This is a genomic window from Bradyrhizobium sp. SZCCT0153, from assembly GCF_018129995.1.
GTDB lineage: Bacteria > Pseudomonadota > Alphaproteobacteria > Rhizobiales > Xanthobacteraceae > Bradyrhizobium > Bradyrhizobium japonicum_G.
The window spans coordinates 739,743-763,000 of record NZ_JAFCKS010000003.1 but is presented as its reverse complement, the minus strand read 5'-3'; the positions used below and the strand labels follow the sequence as shown (position 1 = coordinate 763,000).

The 23,258-nt window shown below is 63.9% G+C and carries 21 protein-coding genes, 1 tRNA gene and 1 riboswitch; of the genes, 12 read left to right on the top strand and 10 right to left on the bottom strand.

The annotated features are described in order from the left end of the window. Positions 1 to 18: 18 nt before the first annotated feature. A complete protein-coding gene (phoB, locus tag JQ572_RS17250; RefSeq protein ID WP_014491300.1) occupies positions 19 to 726 on the top strand; it encodes a phosphate regulon transcriptional regulator PhoB in 708 nt (235 codons plus the stop codon). Between the two features lie 131 nt (positions 727 to 857). Here phoB and JQ572_RS17245 read toward each other — a convergent pair whose 3' ends face one another. Next, positions 858 to 1,370, bottom strand: a complete 513-nt coding sequence (locus JQ572_RS17245) for a GcrA family cell cycle regulator (protein WP_211384160.1) — start codon at positions 1,368 to 1,370, stop codon at positions 858 to 860. A gap of 455 nt (positions 1,371 to 1,825) precedes the next feature. On the opposite strand from JQ572_RS17245, the gene JQ572_RS17240 reads away from it, so the two are divergent. The 3 genes from JQ572_RS17240 to JQ572_RS17230 all read left to right on the top strand — a co-directional run bounded on the left by JQ572_RS17240 (position 1,826) and on the right by JQ572_RS17230 (position 5,178). After that, positions 1,826 to 3,034 (top strand): aspartate aminotransferase family protein, encoded by a 1,209-nt coding sequence (locus JQ572_RS17240; RefSeq protein WP_211384161.1) that lies wholly within the window; start codon positions 1,826 to 1,828, stop codon positions 3,032 to 3,034. After that, positions 3,034 to 3,957, top strand: a complete 924-nt coding sequence (argF, locus tag JQ572_RS17235; protein ID WP_211384162.1) for an ornithine carbamoyltransferase — start codon at positions 3,034 to 3,036, stop codon at positions 3,955 to 3,957. The genes JQ572_RS17240 and argF overlap by 1 nt, the downstream gene beginning before the upstream one ends. A gap of 201 nt (positions 3,958 to 4,158) precedes the next feature. Continuing rightward, positions 4,159 to 5,178, top strand: coding sequence for an Hsp33 family molecular chaperone (locus tag JQ572_RS17230; protein WP_211384163.1), 1,020 nt, complete (start codon positions 4,159 to 4,161; stop codon positions 5,176 to 5,178). Between the two features lie 781 nt (positions 5,179 to 5,959). Here the strand turns inward: JQ572_RS17230 and apaG are convergent. Continuing rightward, the gene (gene apaG, locus JQ572_RS17225) at positions 5,960 to 6,352 is read right to left on the bottom strand and encodes a Co2+/Mg2+ efflux protein ApaG (protein ID WP_211384222.1); all 393 of its coding nucleotides are present in this window, start codon (positions 6,350 to 6,352) and stop codon (positions 5,960 to 5,962) included. Positions 6,353 to 6,546: 194 nt separating this feature from the next. On the opposite strand from apaG, the gene JQ572_RS17220 reads away from it, so the two are divergent. From JQ572_RS17220 to JQ572_RS17210, 3 genes are read left to right on the top strand one after another with little or no spacing between them, the layout of a single operon-like run. Next, positions 6,547 to 7,803: an OpgC domain-containing protein gene (locus tag JQ572_RS17220; protein WP_211384164.1), complete on the top strand. Its 1,257-nt coding sequence runs from the start codon at positions 6,547 to 6,549 to the stop codon at positions 7,801 to 7,803. Beyond that, on the top strand, positions 7,803 to 8,582 hold the full coding sequence (locus JQ572_RS17215) for an SGNH/GDSL hydrolase family protein (RefSeq protein ID WP_211384165.1): 780 nt from the start codon (positions 7,803 to 7,805) through the stop codon (positions 8,580 to 8,582). The genes JQ572_RS17220 and JQ572_RS17215 overlap by 1 nt, the downstream gene beginning before the upstream one ends. A gap of 12 nt (positions 8,583 to 8,594) precedes the next feature. Continuing rightward, entirely contained in the window at positions 8,595 to 9,584 is a 990-nt protein-coding gene (locus JQ572_RS17210) for an SGNH/GDSL hydrolase family protein (protein ID WP_211384166.1), read from the top strand. A gap of 123 nt (positions 9,585 to 9,707) precedes the next feature. Here JQ572_RS17210 and JQ572_RS17205 read toward each other — a convergent pair whose 3' ends face one another. Further along, positions 9,708 to 10,904 carry an O-succinylhomoserine sulfhydrylase gene (locus JQ572_RS17205; protein WP_211384167.1) on the bottom strand — a complete coding sequence of 399 codons (1,197 nt, stop codon included), beginning with the start codon at positions 10,902 to 10,904 and terminating at the stop codon, positions 9,708 to 9,710. Between the two features lie 67 nt (positions 10,905 to 10,971). Beyond that, positions 10,972 to 11,051, bottom strand: a riboswitch (SAM riboswitch). 109 nt (positions 11,052 to 11,160) lie between these two features. Here JQ572_RS17205 and JQ572_RS17200 point away from each other — a divergent pair. The 4 genes from JQ572_RS17200 to JQ572_RS17185 all read left to right on the top strand — a co-directional run bounded on the left by JQ572_RS17200 (position 11,161) and on the right by JQ572_RS17185 (position 16,019). Further along, positions 11,161 to 12,267, top strand: coding sequence for a 2'-deoxycytidine 5'-triphosphate deaminase (locus JQ572_RS17200; protein ID WP_211384168.1), 1,107 nt, complete (start codon positions 11,161 to 11,163; stop codon positions 12,265 to 12,267). A 218-nt stretch (positions 12,268 to 12,485) separates the two neighbouring features. Further along, entirely contained in the window at positions 12,486 to 13,538 is a 1,053-nt protein-coding gene (locus tag JQ572_RS17195) for a hypothetical protein (protein WP_211384169.1), read from the top strand. A 166-nt stretch (positions 13,539 to 13,704) separates the two neighbouring features. After that, positions 13,705 to 15,150, top strand: coding sequence for an MATE family efflux transporter (locus JQ572_RS17190; RefSeq protein ID WP_211384170.1), 1,446 nt, complete (start codon positions 13,705 to 13,707; stop codon positions 15,148 to 15,150). Between the two features lie 161 nt (positions 15,151 to 15,311). Next, the gene (locus tag JQ572_RS17185) at positions 15,312 to 16,019 is read left to right on the top strand and encodes a hypothetical protein (protein WP_211384171.1); all 708 of its coding nucleotides are present in this window, start codon (positions 15,312 to 15,314) and stop codon (positions 16,017 to 16,019) included. A 36-nt stretch (positions 16,020 to 16,055) separates the two neighbouring features. Here JQ572_RS17185 and JQ572_RS17180 read toward each other — a convergent pair whose 3' ends face one another. The 5 genes from JQ572_RS17180 to JQ572_RS17160 all read right to left on the bottom strand — a co-directional run bounded on the left by JQ572_RS17180 (position 16,056) and on the right by JQ572_RS17160 (position 19,108). After that, positions 16,056 to 16,538 carry a hypothetical protein gene (locus JQ572_RS17180; protein ID WP_211384172.1) on the bottom strand — a complete coding sequence of 161 codons (483 nt, stop codon included), beginning with the start codon at positions 16,536 to 16,538 and terminating at the stop codon, positions 16,056 to 16,058. A 100-nt stretch (positions 16,539 to 16,638) separates the two neighbouring features. Then, positions 16,639 to 17,034, bottom strand: coding sequence for an SRPBCC family protein (locus tag JQ572_RS17175; protein ID WP_211384173.1), 396 nt, complete (start codon positions 17,032 to 17,034; stop codon positions 16,639 to 16,641). 147 nt (positions 17,035 to 17,181) lie between these two features. Continuing rightward, positions 17,182 to 17,541, bottom strand: a complete 360-nt coding sequence (locus JQ572_RS17170) for a VOC family protein (protein WP_211384174.1) — start codon at positions 17,539 to 17,541, stop codon at positions 17,182 to 17,184. A 56-nt stretch (positions 17,542 to 17,597) separates the two neighbouring features. Continuing rightward, on the bottom strand, positions 17,598 to 18,437 hold the full coding sequence (locus JQ572_RS17165; RefSeq protein ID WP_211384175.1) for a helix-turn-helix transcriptional regulator: 840 nt from the start codon (positions 18,435 to 18,437) through the stop codon (positions 17,598 to 17,600). A gap of 95 nt (positions 18,438 to 18,532) precedes the next feature. Next, positions 18,533 to 19,108, bottom strand: a complete 576-nt coding sequence (locus JQ572_RS17160) for a methylated-DNA--[protein]-cysteine S-methyltransferase (RefSeq protein WP_211384176.1) — start codon at positions 19,106 to 19,108, stop codon at positions 18,533 to 18,535. Positions 19,109 to 19,280: 172 nt separating this feature from the next. Here JQ572_RS17160 and JQ572_RS17155 point away from each other — a divergent pair. After that, positions 19,281 to 19,354, top strand: a tRNA-Gly gene (locus tag JQ572_RS17155). Positions 19,355 to 19,770: 416 nt separating this feature from the next. Here JQ572_RS17155 and JQ572_RS17150 read toward each other — a convergent pair. Next, complete coding sequence (locus JQ572_RS17150) at positions 19,771 to 21,327, bottom strand: ISL3 family transposase (protein ID WP_211384177.1); 1,557 nt, start codon at positions 21,325 to 21,327, stop codon at positions 19,771 to 19,773. Between the two features lie 211 nt (positions 21,328 to 21,538). Further along, entirely contained in the window at positions 21,539 to 22,960 is a 1,422-nt protein-coding gene (locus tag JQ572_RS17145; RefSeq protein ID WP_211384201.1) for a DUF1254 domain-containing protein, read from the bottom strand. Between the last annotated feature and the right edge of the window lie 298 nt (positions 22,961 to 23,258).

Sequence of the window (23,258 nt, the reverse complement as noted above, 5' to 3'; positions counted from 1 at the left end):
GCAAGGAGCGACGACACCATGGGCGCACGCATTATGGTGGTTGAGGACGAGGAAGCTCTCACCGAGCTTCTTCGCTACAACCTCGAAGGCGACGGCTATGACGTCGAGACGGTGATGCGCGGCGACGACGCCGACACCCGGCTCAAGGAGCACATCCCCGATCTCATCGTGCTCGACTGGATGCTGCCGGGTCTGTCCGGCATCGAGCTGTGCCGACGGCTGCGCACCCGGCCCGAGACCAAGCAGCTCCCGATCATCATGCTCACCGCGCGCGGCGAGGAGAGCGAGCGGGTGCGGGGTCTTGCGACCGGCGCCGACGATTACATCGTCAAGCCGTTTTCGGTGCCGGAGCTGCTGGCGCGGGTGAAGGGCCTCTTGCGGCGCGCAAGCCCGGAGCGGCTCGCCACCGTGCTCGCCTATGGCGACATCGAGCTCGATCGCGACAAGCGCCGCGTGGCGCGCTCCGGCCGGCCGATCGATCTCGGCCCGACCGAATATCGCCTCCTGGAGTTCTTCCTGGAGCATCCGGGCCGGGTGTTCTCGCGCGAGCAGCTGCTCGACAGCGTCTGGGGCCGCGACATCTACATCGACGAGCGCACGGTCGACGTGCATATCGGCCGCCTGCGCAAGCTGCTCAATCTCGGCCGCGAGCAGGACCCGATCCGCACCGTCCGCGGCGCCGGCTATGCGCTGGACGACCGTTTCGCGAAGGCGGAGCAGGCGTAAGTTCAGCCGCGAACAGGCAAGTAAAAAGCGCGCCGGGCGGCGCGCATTTCCATTTTTCGATCGTTCCGGTCCCTACTGCGCAATTGCGCGCTAGCTAGTTAGGCCGGGACGATGTCGTTTGGAGCCGGGCTTCAGCGCGGCCCCGGCTTCGCCGGTGCGCGCCGGCGATCCGCCGCGGGCTGATACGCCACGCGCGAGTGCTGGGCGCAATAGGGCAGGCCGGAGAGGGCCTTGCCGCCGCAGAAGAAGAAGTCCGGGCTCGAGGGATCGCCGACCGGCCAGTGGCAGGTCGCCTCGTTCAGCTCCAGCAGCGACAGCCGCTGGCTCATCGGCACCACGTTGTCGTAGGTGACCGGCTCGGCCTCCACCTCGACCTCGAAGGCCTGCGCCAGCGCGGTGTTGCCGCGCGAGATCGGACGGGTCACCCGCATCATGTGCTGCGCGGGACGCGCCTTGCGCGGCCGGGGCGCTGCGGAAGATGGGCTCTTGGCGCGGCCCGACAGGCCGAGCCTGTGCACTTTGCCGATCACGGCATTGCGGGTCACATTGCCGAGCTCAGCCGCGATCTGGCTGGCCGAAAGTCCGGCCTCCCAGAGCTTTTTCAGCTGCTCGACGCGATCATCGGACCAGGTCAAAACCGTCATTGCACCCTTTCCCTCGCTGCGCGCCAGCCATCCTGGGGCCTCGCAGCGAATGCCTAAGCCTTAAAAACCCGTGCCGTCAGAATCCCTTAAGGCTCGCCGGGCGCGCCAATGACGCCCGAACGTTTACGCCGGTACATAAGGACTTAGAGATCAGAACCGCTGCACGAGATGTCGTATCTGACAATCCAAACGCTACAATATGGCGTGACTCCCGCGCAAGAGTCCGCCGACTCGCTTCCACATGTTCCGTGGTGAAAAACCCGCAAAATCGGCACCGCAAGACTACGGATTCTGCGTTTCGCGAGGCTTTCCGGGCGGCATTGACACCCGTCTTGCCAGGCATAAGATAGTGCTGCGTGCCGCCCTTAAAAGGCGGCACGTTTCGTTTTCCGGACCGGTCAATGGTGCGTTGCGCAATGCACATTCAGGCCGTCCACAACATTCAAGTGATCGTCATGACCAACAGCGCCGCGCCGCATTTGCTCCCTGTTTTCGCCAGGGCCGACCTCGGCTTCGAGCGCGGCGAGGGCTGCTGGCTGATCGCGACCAATGGCGAGCGCTATCTCGATTTCACTTCGGGCGTCGCCGTGAATGCGCTCGGTCATGCTCATCCCGCGCTGGTCGCAGCGTTGCAGGAGCAGGCGACCAAGCTCTGGCACATGTCGAACCTGTTCCAGAGCCCGGACGGCGAGAAGCTTGCGAACCGCCTCTGCAACGAGAGCTTTGCGGACTTCGTGTTCTTCTGCAATTCCGGCGCCGAGGCGCTGGAAGGTGTGATCAAGCTGGTCCGCCATCATCACTTCTCCAAGGGGCATCCGGAACGCTATCGCATCATCACCTTCGAAGGCGCGTTCCACGGCCGCACGCTGGCGACGCTGGCCGCGACGGGTTCTGCGAAATATCTCGAAGGTTTCGGTCCGCCGATGGATGGTTTCGACCAGGTGGCGCATGGTGACATCGAGGCCGTGAAGAAAGCGATCGGTCCGCAGACCGCCGGCATCCTGATCGAGCCGATCCAGGGCGAGGGTGGCGTGCGTTCGGCGCCTCCCGGCTTCCTCAAGGCGTTGCGCCAGCTCTGTGACGAGAAAGGCCTGCTGCTCGCGTTCGACGAGGTGCAGACCGGCATGGGCCGCACTGGCGATCTCTTCGCCTATAAGCGCACCGGCGTCACGCCTGACGTGATGTCGCTGGCCAAGGCGCTCGGCGGCGGCTTCCCGATCGGCGCGATTCTGGCGACCGCGGACGCGGCTTCCGGCATGGGGCCCGGCTCGCACGGCTCGACCTTCGGCGGCAATCCGCTCGCGATCTCGGCCGCGAACGCCGTGCTCGACGTCATGCTCAAGCCCGGCTTCTTCGATCACGTCCAGAGGATGTCGCTGCTGCTCAAGCAGAAGCTCGCCTCCGTGATCGACCGTCATCCCGATATCGTCAGCGAAGTGCGCGGCGAGGGCCTCCTGATCGGCATCAAGGCCGTGGTGCCCTCGGGCGATCTGGTCGCAGCTTTGCGCAACGAAAAATTGCTCACGGTCGGCGCCGGCGACAATGTCGTGCGTTTCCTGCCGCCTTTAATCGTCACCGAAGCCGAGATCGAGGACAGCGTCGGGCGGCTCGAGCGCGCCTGCACCGCGATCTCGTCCAGTCAGACCAAGCGGGCGGCAAGCTGATGAGCAAGTCGCCGAAGCACTTCCTCGATATCAACGAGCTGCCGTTGTCGGAGCTCAAGAGCATGCTCGCCGCCTCCTCCGCCATGAAGGCGAAGCAGAAGGCGCATCAGCCGGTCAGGCCGCTCGAAGGCAAGACGCTTGCGATGATCTTCGAGCGGCCCTCCACGCGCACCCGCGTCTCGTTCGACGTCGCGATGCGCCAGCTCGGCGGCGAACCGATCATGCTCACCGGTGCCGAGATGCAGCTCGGCCGCGGCGAGACCATCGCCGACACCGCGCGTGTGCTGTCGCGCTATGTCGACGCCATCATGATCCGCATCCTCAATCACGATGCGCTGCTGGAGCTTGCGGAATATGCGACCGTGCCCGTCATCAACGGCCTGACGCGCCGGTCGCACCCATGCCAGGTGATGGCCGACCTCATGACCTACGAAGAACATCGCGGCCCGATCGAGGGCAGGACGGTGGCCTGGACCGGCGACGACAACAACGTGCTCGCCTCCTGGGCGCACGCCGCCGAGCGCTTCAAGTTCCAGCTCAATGTCGCGACCCCGCCGGAGCTGGCGCCGAAGAAAGTGATGCGCGACTTCATCAAGGCGACCGGCGCGTCGATCGTGCTCGGCACCGATCCCGAAGCCGCCGTGAAGGGGGCCGATTGCGTCGTCACCGATACCTGGGTGTCGATGGGCGACAAGGAAGGCGAGCACCGGCACAACGTGCTCAAGCCCTATCAGGTCAATTCGAAGCTGATGTCGCTGGCCAAGCCCGACGCGCTGTTCATGCACTGCCTGCCGGCCCATCGCGGCGAGGAGGTCACGGATGAGGTGATCGACGGCCCGCAATCCGTCGTGTTCGACGAGGCCGAGAACCGCCTGCATGCGCAGAAGGGCATTCTGGCCTGGTGCTTCGACGCGGTGAAATGATCTGAACGCGTGTCGCGTTGCCGTCGCCTCACATGGCGCTGTCGTCCCTGACAAGCGTAGCTCATGGCAATGCATAGCGTTGCCGGGACCGAAGCGCTTGTCCGGGACGACAGCGAGTTCGAGGTTGCTTGGTACGGTTCAAACGGCTCCCGCGCACGCTACCCCCTTCCATTTTTCTCCTCCGACCCCAGATAAAGCGCCATGGTTTCCCAATCCCCTGACATGAAAACCGGGCCCGAAGGCCCGGTTCGCGCACCATCGGCGGTTCCGATCGATGACGCCGTGCTGCCCTACGAGGTCGACGCACTCGACGTGCGTGGGCGCCTGGTGCGGCTCGGTCCGGCACTCGACGAGATCCTGACCAAGCACGATTATCCTGCGCCGGTCGGCAAGCTGCTCGGCGAGGCCATCGTGCTGACCACGCTGCTCGGCTCGGCGCTGAAATTCGAGGGCCGCTTCATCCTCCAGGCCCAGACCGACGGTCCGGTCTCGTTCCTGGTCGTCGACTACATGGCGCCGGATCGCCTGCGTGCGTACGCGCGCTTTGATGCCGCGCGCCTCGGCGAGGCCAGGGATTCCGGCATGCAGTCCGGCGCCCTGCTGGGCCACGGTCATCTCGCCATGACCATCGACCAGGGCCCCGACATGAGCCGCTACCAGGGCCTGGTCGCGCTCGACGGCGGCAGCCTGGAGGACGCGGCTCACGAATATTTCCTGCGCTCCGAGCAGATCCCGACGCGCGTGCGTCTCGCCGTCGGCGAGGAGTGGCGCTCGAACGACGGCGGCAAGCATCGCTGGCGCGCCGGCGGCATGCTGATGCAGTTCCTGCCGAAGGCCCCGGAGCGCGCGCGGCAGGCCGATTTGCATCCCGGCGATGCGCCCGAAGGCGTCGAGGTGCACAGCGTCGCTGAGGACGACGCGTGGGTCGAAGCGCGTTCGCTGATCGAGACCGTCGAGGACGTCGAGTTGATCGATCCCGAGCTGTCCGGCGAGCGGCTGCTCTACCGTCTCTTCCATGAGCGCGGCGTGCGCGTGTTCAATCCGCTGTCCTTGAAGGCGCAATGCTCCTGCTCGCGCGAGGCGGTCGCCTCGATGCTGAAGAGTTTTTCGCCGGACGACCGCGCCGCGATGGTCAAGGACGACAAGGTCGTCGTGACCTGCGAATTTTGCTCGTCGGTGTACGAATTCACGCCGGATGAAGCGGGCGTCGAGGACGCGTAGGCACTCGGCCTGCGAGCCCTCGCGACCCGACGGGCAATACACCTGCGAGGCTGTCAATCCTCTCTGGCAAAATATTCCACTTTACCGAAATTCGGATTTATCGTAGATGTTGCCTATCCCGGCTCATCCTTGAGGGGCGATCGTACGTCGTCACGATATGCGAGCCGGGTTGCGGTGGACGCGGCAGCGTCGTGCGCGAGAGGTGCGGGCAGGGCGGGTAGTCCCTGCGAGCCCGTGGCCACGTGCGGACGAGCGACGCTGATGCGTACGGCAAAACCGTGTGGTCCTGACCGTCGTTGCTACGGTCAAGCTTTCGCGGAGATGCGCGCGAGCCCAACCGGGCGGACGGCATCGTCAATTCGCGGGGCGAGGGAGGCCAGAACGAACTCGGCTCCCGGGAGAGCACGGCATAAGCCGTCCGACCATCGCGCAGGGAAGGCCGAGTGATTGGCTACACCTGTATGCTGCTGTGCGGTTCTTTTGCGCTACATCTTCGCGCAGCGGACCGCGGGTGCCAGCCGGCACCCGGCCTTCCCTGCGCCCTCTTGGCTCAAGAGGGTGGAGAGATGGAGCAAAGCTCGGGCGAACGCGCCGCGAGACCGCAAAGGCGTGTCTGCAAGCTGAGTTGCCAGTTGGAAGCGCTCGCAATGACGAGGTTGGGGAAGCTGCGCGCCATAGACTCGGACATCGGTGGGCAAAGTGAAGCGTGCCCGCCACCTTATGCCGTGATCGAAATGGTGGACACGTTGCTTCGCGCCTTTGTCCACCCAACGGCATCCCGCTAGTTCAGCACCCGCTTGTTGTCCGGACTGTCCAGCGAGAACGTCGGTACGTCGATCTCGAAGCGCTCGCCGCTTTCGCTGACCATCTGGTAGCGGCCGGTCATGAAGCCGGAGGCGGTCGTGAGCGGCACGCCGGAGGTGTACTCGAACCGTTCGCCGGGGGCCAGGGTCGGCTGCTCGCCCACGACGCCCTCGCCCTTCACCTCCTGCTGCCGGCCGGTGGCGTCGGTGATGATCCAGTGCCGCGTCTTGAGCTGCACGGTCTCGTCGCCGGAATTGGTGATGACGATGGTGTAGGACCAGAAGTAGCGGGAGCGGTCGGCCGACGACTGCTCCGGAACAAAGTTCGGCTCGACGGTCACTTCGATCTGGCGGGTCACGGCGCGGTACATGGTTGCTATCATACCGAAATCCGCCCGGGAACCAAACGCCGGAGGCGGCCTGGGCGACATCGTCCCGCCAGAATTCGCAGGGAAGTACGCCCCCCGGGGTGTACTCACATGTGATCCGATCGCTTTGCGAGATGACGAACGGACCGGTACACTCCTTGACACGCCGCGATCTGCGGAAGGGTTTTTAGGCCCCGATGACCATTGCCGACCAAGTGACGGGATCGACGATCGCGGGAACCACGGGTGCCAAGCCCGCAGGCCCCAGGCCGCGCACCGCGGCGCCGGCGATTTCGCTACCCGCCATTGGCGAGCGCGAGCTTCGGCTCGACCTGTTCCGCGGCCTCGCGCTGTGGCTGATCTTCATCGACCATCTGCCGACGAGTCTGCTGACCTGGTTCACGATCCGCAATTACGGCTTCAGCGACGCCACCGAAATCTTCATCTTCATCTCCGGCTATACCGCCGCCTTCGTCTACGGCCGGGCCATGCTGGAGTCCGGCGTCGTCATCGCCACCGCGCGCATCCTGCGTCGCGTCTGGCAGATCTACGTCGCCCACGTCTTCCTGTTCACGATCTTCCTCGCCGAAATCTCCTATGTCGCGACCAGCTTCGAGAACCCGCTCTACACCGAAGAGATGGGCATCATGGATTTCCTCAAGCAGCCCGACGTCACCATCGTGCAGGCGCTGCTGCTGCGCTTCCGTCCCGTCAACATGGACGTGCTGCCGCTCTACATCGTGCTGATGCTGGCGCTGCCGCTGATCCTGTGGTCGATGAAATGGAAGCCTGACGTCACGCTCGGCCTCTCCGTCGTGCTCTACGCAGTGACCTGGGAATACGACCTCTACTTCTCGGCCTATCCGAACGGCTTCTGGGCCTTCAATCCGCTGGCCTGGCAATTGCTTTTCGTCTTCGGTGCATGGTGTGCGCTCGGAGGTGCGCGGCGGATGTCGCGCATTCTGGCTTCGCGGGTGACGATGTGGATCTCGATCGCCTATCTGGTCGCGGCATTCTACGTGACGCTGACCTGGTACGTGCCGCAGCTTTCCCACTTCATGCCGAAGCGGCTCGAGCAGTGGATGTATCCGATCGACAAGACCGATCTCGACGTGCTGCGTTTCACGCATTTCCTGGCGCTGGCCGCGCTCACCGTGCGCTTCCTGCCGCGGGAGTGGCCGGGCCTGAAGTCGCCCTGGCTGCGGCCGCTGATCCTGTGCGGCCAGCATTCCCTGGAGATATTCTGCCTCGGCGTCTTCCTCGCTTTCGCCGGCCATTTCATCCTGGCCGAGGTCTCCGGCGGCGCAGTCATGCATGCGGTGATTAGTCTCTCCGGAATCCTGATCATGTGGGGCGTCGCTTGGGTGATTTCGTGGTACAAGCGCGTAGCTGACAAGAGCGGTGCGAAAACCAAAATCGCCGTCGGCAACGCCGATATGGCGGGAGGGGGCTGATGAAGGCGAAGGTTCTCCTGAGCCTTGTCCTGCTATGCGGTAACCTCGCCGCGCCGCCGGCGCGCGCGGGCGATGCTGCGCCTGCCGCCTCCGCCGTGCCCGCGGCCTGCGAATTGCCTGCCTATCTGCTCACCAGCGAAAGCCAGCTTCCCAAGGTCGCCGATGCCATCAAGGCCGGCAAACCGCTCGAGATCCTGGTCATCGGCAGCGGTTCGACCAGGATTCCGGCTTCGGAGGACAGCTCTTATCCGGCGCGGATGCAGGCGGTTTTGAAAGACAAGCTGCCGCCGGCGGAGGTCGTGCACGTCTCCGTAGAAATACAGAGCAAGAAGACGGCCGAGGAGGCGACCGGATCCTTCGTTAAGCTGATGGAAGCAAAAACGCCTACTTTGGTCATCTGGCAGACCGGGACGGTGGATGCTATCCGAGCCATCGATCCCGACGATTTTCGTGGCGCGGTAACCGAAGGGGTTGCTGCGTTGCAAAAGGCAGGGGCTGACGTCGTCTTGATGAATTTGCAATACAGCCCGCGTACCGAAACCATGATCTCGGTGCCGCCATACCTCGACAATATGCGGGTGGTTGCACAGGAGCATGATATCCCGCTGTTTGATCGTTTCGCGATCATGCGGCAGTGGAATGATCAGGGGCAGTTCGACCTGTTCAGCCCGTCCCGCGGGCCCGAGCTGGCGAAGCAGGTCCATGATTGCCTTGGCCGGGCGTTGGCACAGTTCGTGATCGACGCAGCCCATCTGGAGCCGGCCCAGCAGCAAAATTGAGGTCTAGCGTTAATGAGTTCTCTCCGCCCTTTTTGCCTGACGGCATGGCTGGCTGTGCTCGCAGCAGCAGTGCTGCTGCTGACGCCGGCCTCGGAGTCGCGCGCGCAGGCACAGGCCACGCAGTCGCCGCCAGCTCCGCAGCAGTCGGCTAGTCCCGCTCCCGCTTCGCCCTCCCAGACCACCGTCGCCGCGACGTCACCCGAGCAGCGCGGCATCACGGCGCGCGCCATCGATAAGGTGAAACAGGTCGCGAAATCCGCCGGCGACATCTTCAGCCGTGTCCCCTGCCTGTCGCCGAAGGGCGTCTCGAAGACGATGGGCTCGCTGCCGCATGTCGCGGGCAAGCTCGTCGCCGGCCAGCCCGTCGTGATCGTCGCGTTCGGCTCGTCGTCGACCGCCGGCTATGGCGCGAGCTCGCCCGATTTCAACTATCCGAACCGTCTCGCCGCGCAGCTGCGTCGGCAATATCCGACCGCCGACATCACCGTCATCAATGCAGGTGTCGGCGGCGAGGACGCGCCCGAGATGATGAAACGCCTCCAGAAGGAGGTGATCGACGTGCATCCGGATCTGGTGATCTGGCAGGTCGGCACCAACGCCGTGCTGCGCAATCTCGATCCCGGCGAGACCGCCAGGCTCGTCGAGGACGGCATCTCCCGCATCCAGGCCGCCGGCGACGCCGACGTCGTGCTGGTCGATCCGCAATATTCGCCGGCCATCAACCAGCGCGCGGAGAGCGCCGGCAAGATGGTGAAGCTGCTCGGCAAGGTCGCCGAGCTCCGTCACGTCGGCATCTTCCCGCGCTTCGAGGTGATGCGCGAATGGCACGAGAAGCAATCGATTCCGGTCGAGAGCTTCGTCATCGCCGACGGCCTGCACATGAACGATTGGGGCTATGCCTGCTTCGCCCAGCTTCTCGGCGACGACATCATCCGCTCCGTCGGCCAGATCAAGCTCGGTGTCAACGTGCCCGCGGACGTGCGGACCTATCGGCCGATGTAAGGCCGCTGCGTAGCTGTGCAGGGTGGGCAAAGGCGCAAAGCGCCGTGCTCACCATCTATCGGCAATGTGATCGTGAAGTGTGGGCACGCTGCGCTTTGCCCACACTACGAGAGCTCGATCGCCTCACGCCTTCTCCAGCGCTGCCGTCAGATCCTCGATCAGGTCATCCGCGTGCTCCAGCCCCGCCGAGAAGCGGATGAACCCCTCGCTGATGCCGAGCGCGGCGCGATCCTCCGGCTTCAAGCGCTGATGCGTCGTCGTCGCCGGGTGCGTGACGAGGCTCTTGGCGTCGCCGAGATTGTTCGAGATCTTGGCGAGCTTCAGCTCGTTGAGTACGCGGAACGCCGCCGCCTTGCCGCCCTTGACCTCGAAGCCGACCAGCGTCGAGCCGCCGCGCATCTGCTTCTTCACCAGCGCCGCCTGCGGATGATCGGCGCGGCCGGGAAAGACCAGCCGCGAAATCTTCGGGTGGTCCGCCAGCACCTCGGCCACGCGCGCCGCCGTGTCGGTTTGCGCGCGCACGCGCACGGCCAGCGTCTCCAGGCCCTTGAGCAGGACCCAGGCATTGAATGGCGAGATCGAAGGGCCGGTCTGGCGCATGAAATTGTGGATGTGCTCGGCGATGAACGCTTCCGACGACAGGATGATGCCGCCCAGACACCGGCCCTGGCCGTCGATGTGCTTGGTCGCGGAATAGACCACGACGTCGGCACCGAGCGCGAGCGGGCTCTGCCAGATCGGGGTTGCGAACACGTTGTCGACGACGAGCCGCGCGCCGCCCTTGTGCGCGATCTCGGCGATCCCTGGAATGTCGAGCACGTCGAGCGTCGGATTGGTCGGACTCTCGAGGAAGAATGTCTTGGTGTTCGGCTTCAGCGCGCGCTGCCATTGGTCGAGATCGAGACCATCGACCAGCGTGGTCTCGATGCCGTAGCGCGGCAACAGGTCCTGAATGACGTAGAGGCAGGAGCCGAACAGTGCGCGCGAGGCCACGACGTGATCGCCGGCTTTCAGCGGCGCCAGGATCGCGGTCGTCACCGCCGCCATGCCGGTCGCGGCCGACCGTGCCGCCTCGGCGCCTTCGAGCTCGATCATGCGGCGCTCGAACATCGCGATGGTCGGATTGGAATAGCGCGAATAGATGAAGCCGGGGTCTTCGCCCTTGAACCGCGCCTCGCACTCCTCGGCGCTGTTGTAGACGTAGCCCTGGGTCAGGAACAGGGCCTCCGACGTCTCGCCGAATTGCGAGCGCAGGGTGCCGGAATGGACCAGACGGGTTTCGGGACGATATTGCGCGGTGGGCGCCGGTGACTTCGACATAGGACCTCCTGCGTGACCACCGAAATGGTCACAAAAAAACCGGCCTGGATAAAACCACGGGCCGGGATCACAGAGGTCCCCGGCCTGTTTAGCGACTTATTTAACGTGGCTGCAAGCCGGCCGGCTCAAATCACCACGGGATAAGTCATGCTCATATTCCGCAATGCTCTTTCCGTCAAGACGTCCATCGGATAGCCGTAAAACGCTTGTATTTCCCGCATGTCGGGATGTGTTTGACCCGGATGAGGGCCCCCGGTTGAGTTTCACGATCGCCGCCGACGCCAATGGTATCCTGCCCGACCGCATGATCGCGGCGATGGCGGAGGCAGGGCTCATCCTGCCCGCCTACGACTTCGTCGAAAGCCAGATCCAGCCGGCGAGCCTCGACCTGCGGCTTGGCGACATCGCCTATCGGGTGCGCGCGAGCTTCCTGCCCGGTCCCGGCGCCACCGTCGCCGAGCGCATCGACGAGTTGAAGCTGCACGAATTCAGCCTCGCCGACGGCGCGGTGCTGGAGACCAACTGCGTCTACATCGTGCCGCTGCTCGAGAGCCTCGCGCTGCCACCGGAGATCGTTGCGGCGGCGAACCCGAAAAGCTCGACCGGGCGGCTCGATGTCTTCACCCGCGTCATCGCCGACGGCACCCGCCGCTTCGACATGATCGGCGCCGGCTATCACGGCCCGCTCTATGCCGAGATCAGCCCGAAGACGTTCCCGGTGCTGGTGCGCGAGGGCTCGCGGCTGTCGCAGGTACGCTTCCGCACCGGTGACGCCATCCTCAATGCCGACGAGCTCGATGCGCTGCATGCCGCCGAGCGTCTCGTCGACATCGACGATGCCGATCTCTCAGGCGGCGTCGCCGTCTCCGTCGATCTCGCCGGCGAGAAGGGAAGCGGCTTCGTCGGCTACCGCGCCAAGCGCCACACCGGCGTGGTCGATGTCGACCGCCGCGCGGGCTACGCGGTGGAGGATTTCTGGGAGCCGATGTCGGCGCGTCCCGACGGCAGCCTGATCCTCGATCCCGGCGAATTCTACATTCTCGCGTCTAAAGAGGCAGTGCAGGTGCCGCCCGATTTCGCCGCGGAGATGGTGCCGTTCGATCCGCTGGTTGGCGAATTCCGCGTGCACTATGCCGGATTCTTCGACCCCGGCTTCGGCTATGCCGGCGCCGGTGGGCAGGGCTCGCGCGCCGTTCTCGAAGTGCGCTCGCGCGAAGTGCCGTTCATTCTCGAGCACGGCCAGATCGTCGGCCGCCTCGTCTACGAGAAGATGCTGGCCCGCCCCGACGCCATGTACGGCCAGCGCATCGGCTCGAACTACCAGGCGCAGGGCCTCAAGCTGAGCAAGCATTTTCGGGTGTAGCGCCAACCCAGCTTTCCGCTGTCGTCCCGGCCTGGTGCGCAATTGCGCACGGGGGCCGGGACCCTTCACCACAGGGAGCAGTTTGGCGAGGACTCAGGGTTGATCTCTCGTGCGAAAATGACGCCCTGTGGCTATCGGGCCCGGGTCGCGCTTCGCTTGCCCGGGACGACAGGGTAGGGTGTTGCGGCACCAACGATAACAACAATCCGGGAGCGCACATGACCGCTGCATCAGACACAGCGCAGCAAGCCCAGTGGAAACGCTGGCGCGCGGTCGCCGATCTCTACCATGCCTATTTCACCGGGCTGATCCTCACCGTGGTCACGCGGCGCGGCACGGCGGATGCCGCGGAGTTCGTGTTTCGCGTGTTCCGCCGCCAGCAGCAGGAGCGCTTCCTGCCGGGGCTGGAAAAGCTCGGGCTGAGCCATCTGCCGCCGGCGGTCGCCGCCGCGCAATATCACTACCTCTCCAACTGGATCGGCGGCGTGCATGTCGAATACATGCATGAGAGCGACCGCAAAGCCTGGATCCGCTATCCGCCGCCGCGCTGGATCTGGAAAGGCACCGCGATCTGCGGAGTGCCTGGTGAGGTCAGCCGCGCGATGCTGCGCGGCTGGCACGCCAACAACGGCGTGGCGCTCGGCGATACCAGGCTCGGCTTCGTCTGCACCAAGCAGAGCGTCGACGGCCAGGACGGGCTCGAAGGCTACTATCATCTCTACGACCATCCGCTCGAGCTCGACCAACGCCTTGTGTTCGCCCGGCATCTCGAAGCGCCGCTGTTCGACGCGGCCACGGCGCCGGCCTTGCCGGTCGCAAGCTGGCCAAAACCGCGACTGGAAAAGGCCTATCGCAACTACGCCATGGAATATGTCCGCACCGCCGCGCCCGTGATGGTGCAATTGTTCGGACCGGAAGATGCCGGCTATCTCCTGCACCTCACCGGCAAACTGATCGGCATGCAATATTTCGACGAGGTCGCCGCGGCGCTGGCCATGAGCCGCGGTGGCGCAGCCGAGTTCGCGTCCTTCCTCAACGCGCTGTTCGCCGCGCAGGACGACGTGGCTGACACCAAGCAATCGGAGGGTGGCTTCGAGATCCGTCAGCAGAGCTGGAAGCTGATGGACGACGTCACCGACTATCACCGCGCCTGCGCGAAGGTGCTGGAGGGGCTGTTCGAAGGGCTCGCCGCGGGATGCGGCCGGCACATCGGCGTGCATCTGCGCCCGACGGCAGGCGGACGACCGCCGCTGGCCTGGACGATCAGCTAATTCCACCATTTGAAATGCGCTGCCGCAGGGCACGCCTGCACAAGGCGCAGGAGGAATCGGCAATTGCCGTGGTAACAAGCCTCTTGCCGCGCGCCCTGCGCGCACAAATCATTGGCACACCAAGTGATTGCTGCGCCGCAAATGGCGCTTCCGCCCGGGAGACGATATGTCAGACATCGCCGAAATCCCGGTCGATGAACAGGAGCGCCCGCTGCCGCCGCCTCCGCCGCCGGTGAAGAGCGCGCTGACGGACGGGCCGATCCTGCGCACGCTGCTTGGGCTTGCCTGGCCGAACGTCGTCGCATTGTCGGCCGGCACCTGTACCGTGATCGCGGAGACCTCCTATATCGGCCGGCTCGGCGTCGAGGCATTGGCCGCGATGGCGCTGGTGTTTCCAACCGTGATCCTGACCATGACGATGTCCGGCGGCGCCATGGGCGGCGCGGTGGCTTCCGCGATCGCGCGAGCGCTCGGTGCCGGCGATCGCGAACGTGCAGGCACGCTCGCCGCGCATGCGCTCCTGATCGGCATCACCTTCGGCCTCGTCTTCATGCTGGGCATGCTGATCTACGGGCCCAAAGTGCTCGAGATGCTCGGCGGCCGCGGCGATGTGCTGACGCATGCGATCGCCTATACCCAGGTGTTTTTCGGTGGCGCCGTGCTGCCCTGGCTGCTCAACACCATGGCCGGCGTGCTGCGCGGCACCGGCAACATGAAGCTTCCGTCGTTCCTGATTCTCAATTCGGCGGCCTGGCAGATCGTGCTCGGCGGCACGCTGGGTCTGGGACTCGGACCGGTGCCGCAGTTCGGCATGCGCGGCGTCGCGGCCGGCGCGCTGATCGCCTATTGCATGAACATCGCCATCATGGGCTGGTACCTGTTCTCGGGCCGTGCCCGCGTCGTCCCGAAACTGCGCGGCCTGCGCATCCAATGGGCGATGTTCTTCGACATCCTGAAGGTCGGCGCCATCGCCTGCTTCTCGCCGCTGCAATCGGTGCTGACGATCTCGATCTTCACCCACATGCTGGCGAAGTTCGGCACCGCGATCCTCGCCGGCTACGGCATCGGCGCGCGGCTGGAATTTTTGCTGACCTCGATCGCGTTCTCGTTCGGCATCGCCTCGGTGCCGATGGTCGGCATGGCGATCGGCGCCGGCCGCACCGCACGCGCCCGCCGCATCGCCTGGATCGCGGGCGCGAGCGCCTTCGTCGCCGTCGGTGCGCCGGCGTGCCTGGTCGCGCTGTTCCCCGATCTCTGGGTCAACATCTTCACCGACAGCGCCACCGTGCGCGCCACCAGCCATCAATATCTGTCGACGGTGGCGCCGTTCTACGCCTTCATCGGGCTGGCCTCGACCATGTATTTCTCGTCGCAAGGCGCGGCCAAGGTCATCGGTCCCGTGCTGGCGCAGACCGTGCGGCTGATCTACATCGCGGCGGTCGGCTGGTGGCTGTCGACGCATGATGCCACCGCGCAAAGCTTCTTCTGGCTGGCGGCGAGTTCGATGGTCGTGCTCGGCCTGCTCTCGTGCTCCAGCGTGGTGCTGACGCGCTGGGGACCGCGCGAGACGAAGCCTGCGATCAGGCCTGCGCTTTCGGCCGCGGCTGACTAGGGCGCACGTGCCTCGGGCGCGCTTGCCGGATTTTTGTTTCCGAATATTTCCAATCATGGCTTGGCAATACCGGGTAACCGGAATGGCTCTTCGTCAAAGGCTCCGCGCCAGCTCCTGAGGACACCGTCACCGCGCGTTCACCAGAAGCACGGAAAGCCATCATGACCTCGATTTCGGCGCTCTCCTCTCACCACCACCACACATCACCATTGCAGCGGCTGCAAGATGAGCTGCAGGCGGAAGCCGGCTCCGGCACAATTAATTCGGCCGATCAGCCGGCGCTGTCGCCCGCGCTCGGCGACATCGATTCCGCCCTGCAATCGAGCAGTGCGAGCGATCAATCCAGCGGCGGCACATCGTCGCCTGAGGCTTTCAAGTCGAAGATCGACGGCCTCATCCAGCAGGAAGTTTCGGCCGGCAAGCTGACCGACCAGCAGGCCACCGAGCTGCAAGGTATCTTCAAGGCGGCGCTCTCCCATGGGCCGGGCGGGACAGGTGGGCCCGGTGGAGCAGGTGGCCCGCCGCCCGATGGTCCCGCTCGCGCCAGCGGCACGGATAATTCATCCAGCGGCAATTCGGCGTTGGACCTGCTTCAGCAATTCCTCGATTCGCTCAAAAGCCTGCTCGCGGATTCGACCTCGTCCAGCGGCACGGAATCGAGTGACACGACGAGAGCGGGCGGCTCGTCTTCGCCCAACGCCACGGACAGTTCGACGAGCGGCGATTCGGCGACGGACCTGCTCGAGCAATTTCTCCAGTCCCTGAAGAACTCGCTCGCGGATTCGACCTACAGCGCGGTGCGTTCAGGCGACCAGACGAACGCAAGCGACTCGTCGATTTCCGGCGTCCTCATCGACGATCGGATTTGATATCGGCGTCGCTTGCGTCCAGTCCGCCGGCGCGCCTCAGCGATGCTTGTGGCGGCGATGGCCGCCACCGCCGCCGACATTGGCCAGCCGCATCAATTGCGGGATCATCGCCATCATGTCGCCGCCGCCGGCGCCGCCGAGCATGCCCATGATATCGCCGCCGCCCATGCCGCCGAGCCCGGTCGGCATATAGCCGCCTCCGCCCATCGCGGTGTAGCCGCCATAATTGGGTGCGCCAAAGCCGCCGCCAAAGCCGCCACCTGTCATGCCGCCGATTCCGCCGCCGTCATTCTCCATCATGCGGCTCATCATCGGGCCCATGGTCTGCATCATAATGGCAAAGCGGCGCTTGCCCATCTTCGCCTTCATCATCTCCAGCATCGGGGCCATCTGGGTCATCATGTCCTCGCCGCCGGCACCGCCGCCGCCGAGGAACTGCGCCTTTGCCGGCGCGCTCGAAATCGAGAACATCAGCAGCACGGCGGCCGCCTGGCAGATCACCTTGTCCGCACCTCTCATGGCCTGCTCCTCGCGTGCGCGGCGCCGCCGGGAGAGCGGAGCCAACCGGACGCACGCCGCCATGGTTACGGCCGAGGAGAGGGAAGCTCTGTGAGAAAGATCACGCAGGCGGAAACGCCCGGTGGATCGCAGCGACGGCGTCCCTGGTTTGCCCCTGAACATAGGGCGCAAGCTCATTGGGTAGCATGTCGATGATCCAGAGCAGACGGCAGGCCTTGTCGCCCTCGGCGATCACCTGCACCGAGGCGCTGTAGTGCTTCAGCCGTTCGTTGTCGATCGCATAGACAAGCCGTTGCCGAGCATCGTCACAGTCGACCAGCACCTCGCGCGCCACCGATCCATTGGCGAAAGTGACTATGCGGGCATCGCCGTCGAGCGTGCAGGCCGTGACGAAGCCCGGCGCCAGCCGCTGATGCAACGCGCCGAAATCGCGGACGGCGTCCCAGACTTTGTCAGCGGAGGCGTTCAGGGGAACGTCGTTATAGACGGAGGTCATGAAAGGTGTCCTTGATCATGTTGGGTAGTCGCTACAAACGCCGTCATTGCGAGTTCCGCGAAGCAATCCAGAGATGTTGCCGCAGAGACAGTCAGGATTGCTTCGTCACAAGAGTTCCTCGCAATGACGAGAGCTAGTGGCCAAAGCTCACACACAAACCGCCTCGACGTTGTTACCGTCAGGATCGATCAGGAAAGCCGCATAGTAAGTCGGGCTGTAATCCTTGCGCGGGCCGGCGCCGCCATTGTCGCGGCCGCCGCTCTTCAGGCCTGCGCTGTGGAACGATTTGACCGCATCGTGGTCCTTGGCGCGGAAGGCGATATGCGTGCCATCCGCCTTGCGGCCCTTGTTCAGATGCAGCCAGAGCGCCGGCTCGCCCTTCGGTCCGAAGCCGGCATAGCCGTCGCCGCTCGAGCACAGGACATGACCGAGCGGGGCCAGCACCGCGGTGTAGAAGCGCGTGGCGGCGTCGAGGTCGGCAACGCGCAGTCCGATGTGGTCGTACATGGTCGTCTCCATTTCCAAAGCGCGCCGCAATCGGCGCGCGCCGGAGACGAACCTAGTCAGTTGAGGGCGAGCTGCTCTTGGAGAATCTTGCGCTTCCCCTTCGAGGCCTGCCGGAACTTGGTCGGCGATACGCCGGCGGCGCGGTGGAAGGTGCGGACGAAGTTGGAGAGGTCGCCGAAGCCGACGTCATAGGCGATGTCGGTGACCGCGATATCGTCGTCGGCGAGCAGACGCGCCGCATGCCGCAGCCGCGAGCGCACCAGATATTGATGCGGCGTGACGCCGAGCACGCTCGAGAACAGCCGCAGGAAATGAAACGGGCTGAGGCCCGCCTGCCGCGCCGCCTGTTCGAGATCGACCTCGGCATGCGAGTTGGAGTCGATCCACAGCGCAGCTTCCACGGCGCGGCGGCGGTCGCGCGCGGTCGGCGTGGTCGGCTTGCGCGGCCTGCCCGAGACGACATCGACGAACCGGCCGGCAAGGATCTGCCCGACCTCGTCGAGGCTCAGGTCGCTGTTGCCATCTGCCGCCGTCTGGGCGAGCTCGCCCAGCACCATCAGCTCGGGCAGCGGCGGCGTCGCACCGACCTGCCAGACCTCGCGCCGTCCGCCGAGGGCGTCGACCAGATCCTCACCGAGGAAGAACGACAGGCAGACGTCGCCGCTGACATGCTCATGCGTGCAGGTGTATTCCTCGCCGGGCGCGCCGACCAGCATCGAGCCCGCCACCAGCTCGAAGAACCCGGCGCGGCAATGGCAGCCAAAGCTGCCGGCTCGGACATAGGCGATGGAGTGGCCGGTGCGGCACTCGGCAAACGGGCTGTCGTCCGGCCCCGCATCGCAGCGAAACTCGGAGACCGTCATCGAGCGCGTGGTCAGCAGCGTGGTTGCGTCCATGCCACCTATCTAGGCATGATCCGGACAAGTGTGTAGCGGTTGTCCGACAAGATCATGCCCAAAAAACAAAGCTGAGGTGCGATTGCGATCGCGCCTTAGCTGGGCCTCGGCGGGGCAACGGGCAGCAGCACGTCGAACAGCGTCTTGCTGGCGATCGGATGGGCGCCCTCCAGCGAGAGCAGCCGCCGCTTGGAGATCACCCCGCCGTAAGGCGAGAGCCGGTCGGCGTAATTGCCGGCCTCCAGCACCCGGTGGCAGGGCACGATCAGCATGTAGGGATTCTTGGAGATCGCCTGCGCCACCGAATGCGCGGCGCCGGAGGCGCCCAGCGCCCTGGCGATCTCGTGATAGGTGCGGGTCTCCCCGCGCGGGATGGTGCAGGTGTGCTCGTAGACCCGGCGGTTGAAGCCGGGCACGCCACCGGCATCCAGGCTGACCTCGGAGAAATCGGGATCGCCGCCTTGCAGCAGGCCTGCGATCCCCTCGATCGCGAGCTCGACGTTCTCGGAAGGCCGCTGCTCGCGCGCCTCGGGATGGACCTGGAAAATCCGGCGGCGGGTGTCGATCTCCCGCGCCTCCGGCAATTGCACGGCGACGATTCCGGTGCTGCTCCAGATGATGCCGCAGCGCCCTATGGCCGTGTCGAATATCGCGTAGCCACGCCCCACCATGCACACGCCCCACTCAGTGCACGTCTCTCCCCAGACACATGATCATAACACCGCCACAATCCGGCGCACCTGGAATCTTGCCAGGACGTTAAGAAGCGTCGGGCCAGTAGCGCCAAAGCGCTTGGCTGGCGGCGCCGTCTCGGCTAATCAGAGGGGCGCAAGCTGCGCATCCGCGGGCGTAGTTCAATGGTAGAACGGCAGCTTCCCAAGCTGCATACGAGGGTTCGATTCCCTTCGCCCGCTCCAACTTGAAAAACTTAGCTAAACCAAAGATTTCTGTACTGTTCTAACGCGCTCGTCCCTGTCCCGCACAGATACCCCGTACAACGGTGATACAAATCCCGACTGCCGCGGGCTTTTTACATCGATCATCTGAGCAGGCGTCCTACCAATCGGCAGGCGGCCTCACGCAGTGCTGGATACGAACTTGAGGACTCCCGGCGCGCGCCTACGCGATTGTTCAAGGAATCGTAGCGGGCGCTCCTTATTTCGCTCGGTTGGCGCGAGCGCATGGCGAGAGAACCAGCTGAAGATGAATTCCCCCATTATCATCCGCGACGCATTCCCGTTTCAAATCCCAGATGATGAGAATCCACCTCTTAAGAACAGATTGTCATTCGGCCTGCAATATTGGCTCTGACGCAATTTTGGTGCAACTCCGATTATTCTGCGCCGATCAATCTGGCTTGAAGCAGATCGATTTTCCCGCGACCGTACATTTGACGTCTGACGAGCTTGAGGCGCGTGATCTGACCCTCAGTCTGTCCGTTGGACCAGGGCAAAGTAATTGCTGCTCGAACCGCTGCTTCATCTTTCGCGACGCCGCTGGCGAACGAGGCGACGAGACTGGCGCGGGCGCGCTCGATCCATGGCATGAGGCCCGCCTCGGTCTTGCGCCGGATCATCAGGTGAAATTCGGCGATGATCTCGCGTGCCTCGATCAGGGCTGGTACGCCGGCTTCGATCGCCGCGACCGTGACGGTCTCCGCTTTCGTGAGCAGGTCCCGACCGATGGTCATGAGGCGCGCAATCGTTCTGGCCGACGGAATCCGCTGAAGGTTTTTTGCGTCGGCCTTTTCGGCCCTTCGTCTGCGGGTCGCCCACTCGCTGACGACGCGGAGCGAGCCGCGGAAGCCACGCGCCGTTAAGCGGCGCCAAAGTTCGGCCCCATTGCGACAGCCAGCAGCCCACTGATCGTCCAGCCATGGCAAATGCAGATCCAAAGAACTTTGTCGGGTCCGGAAGACGTCGGTGCGTTCGCCGCGGATCACCTGCCGTACCAGCTTCCTGCTATGGCCAGTCTGGCGCACGATCTGCTTGATGGGTATGCCGCTCTTCGACAGAGCCAGGATGGCTTCATTGGCCTCCTCGCGGCGCAGATAGCCCTCATACTGGAGGCGCTCGGCGGCTGTTAGCAGCTTGGGATCAATTGTGGTCGCGCCGATGACGATGCGAATCTGGCGCATCGATTTGCGGACGGCGTCAAGGAAGGCCCGACTGGCGTTCTCCATCAGATGCCAGCGGTCGGCGACCTGCACCGCGTGGGGCAAGGCTTTGGCCGCCGCTTCGCCATATCCGCCGCCACGATCGCGGGCGACGATCGCGATCGTGCGATGCCCAGCGAGCCAGGCTTGGGCGGTCGCGGGCTCACGATCCGGCAGCAGGGTGACTACCCGGCGCCTTTCCAGGTTGCAGATGATGCTGGCGTATCGGTGATTGCGACGCCAGGCCCAATCATCGATGCCGATAACCTTGAGCGGGTCAGCCGGCGGACGGTGACGGCGTCGGACCACGCGCAGAAGCGTGTCGTTGCTCACGGGCAACATCAGCCGTTTTGCGAGGCCTGCTGCCGGCCGGCCGCCAAGCGCCAGACCAAGGTGATGGACGATAGAGTCCAGCCTCGCCGTGCGTCGCGCTGATGGAGCCAATATCCCGTCGGAGAAACGCTCAGTGAAGATCTGGCGTCCGCACAGGACGGCCTCGCAGCGGAAGCGGCGGGCGATCACCAGGAGCTCAACGACCCGCCCGGAAAGCGGCAGATCGGTCACGCGGCGTCGATACCGGCTATGGATACGCCGCGAAACTGTCCCACACGATGGACACAAGCCGAAACTTCCGGATGGCCGGACAGTGATGACGGCCTTATCACCCTCGTAGCACGCACTCTCTACAACAAACCCAGGCGGCACCAGACTGGAGCGGTGGAGTGCTTGCTGCATGGCGCTGATTCTCCCCAATCAAAGCGCCAGACATCCTCCGAACTGCATCAAAAGTGAGTCAGAGCCAATATTGCAGGCCGAATGACATCCGATGGGCCAACATGCGACATCGCGCAAAAAAAGGCCCCGGCGTTGAGGCCGAGGCTTTTGTCATTGCTGGCAGTGAACCCGATCTACTGCCGTGAATACATGCCATGAGGCGACGTTCCAATTAGTTAGAAACGGCTACTGCGCGCTTCAGTGGCGGCGCAGTCCACTTGCCATCAAGTGCTTCTTCTTTTGGCCAGTAGAGGCGCATGGCCATCACAAACGGCCCTTTGGGCGCGGGAAGCCAATTGGCTTCCTTATCTTTTCCGGGCGATTCGTTCTGGATGTGCACCATTAAGCCGCCATCGGCGTCGCGCTGCAACTGCGGGAGCATTGGCGAGTTGATCAGGTATCGATTGATGGGATTTGCCACAAGCAGGCTCTGCGGCATTCCGTACATTGTGACCGACCAGAAGGCGTTGACGGGTGGTAGCTTGCCCGGCGCAAATCGCAAAGTGTAGCGGTTGGTCCCATCGAGTGTCTGCTTATCGGCGTCGACACCGTAGAACGGATACATCGCCTCCTGCTTGGAATTTCCGTAGAGGCCAATCACGCCAGCGGCCATTCGATAGAGGTAATTATTCTTCAGGAACTGCCGGGTGCCGAATACGTCGCCGGAAGTGACTTGTCCCGTGTCAAATCGCGTCTTTTTGAAGTTCGCAAGTTCAGCCCATGCATCCGCCATGCCCTGTTCAAGAGCCGCTTTCATTTCGGGCGAGAGTTTGCTCACGTCAAAGTTCTTCCCCGCGCCGACTCCAATCTTGGCGAACCGCGCCATGAGCGCTTTCTCTGAGGGATTCGTCGGGCAGAATTGCAGGATGAAGCTCAGGATGTTGAGAAATTCGGGTGAGGTCTTCTGGGTCTCGGGCGTGAGCGGCTTGATGAAATTGATCGCTGCTGCGGTCTTAGGTGCGCCTTTGCCCAAAAACTCCGATAGTGGTTGCACCTTGTAGCCGGACTGGACCTTTTTCACGTTATCGATATCGCCGGGATCGAACAATTGCGTTCGGTACACGCCGAGCGCCAACTCAGTCTCCGAGTAAAATACCTTTTTCACGCGCCTGGGGGTTTCACCTTTCCAGTTCGGTCCGGCAATCATGTAGCTGCCGCCATCGTTACCGGTCGTGCGGCTCCCGATGTAATTGAAGTTGAACGTGTAGAGATCGATGAGCTGAACGCTGAAATAGCGTTTCTTCTCTATCTGCGGCACCGTGAGCACCACTGGTTCGGAACGAAGGTCCATACCGACCATGGAGTACGGCGTGTCCGAATTGGGCGACACGATTGCCTTGTCCTCCGGTGTGTAGACGCGAGGAATGTTACGAATCTGGTTCCATGGCGCTTTAAACTCCGGATTTTGGCGATCCACAAAGTATTCGTATTGGACGCGATATCCGTCAACCATGGGATAGCCGTAGATATAGGCTTCCTTGGCGATAGCGCGGGCCTCGGCGGGAGTGACATCCGCTGCGTGAGCGTTGGTCGTGAACGCCAGCGCGCCGACGGAAGCGACACCGAGAAACATTTGTCTGCGCGTGGTTTTCATCGCCGCATTCCTTCGTTGATGATCTGGTTGGAATGTTTAAATGAACGGCGGGAACCGATGTTTGAGGTGGATCAATTGCCGCCCCACAATGGCGAAAAGAGCCGACTCATGTCCGCAAGGGGTCATTCACGTCGGTTTGGCGCTCGGATGCAAACGTCCGGTCTACCCCTGTGAGGCGACACATAGCTGCACCGCGCCAACGGAAACGATGGGCCACAACCGGACTTGGGACCATTTAGCAATCATAATGTTCGGCTCGATGGGAGGGGTTCCTTTTTGCTCGCCGCTGGTGTTTCCT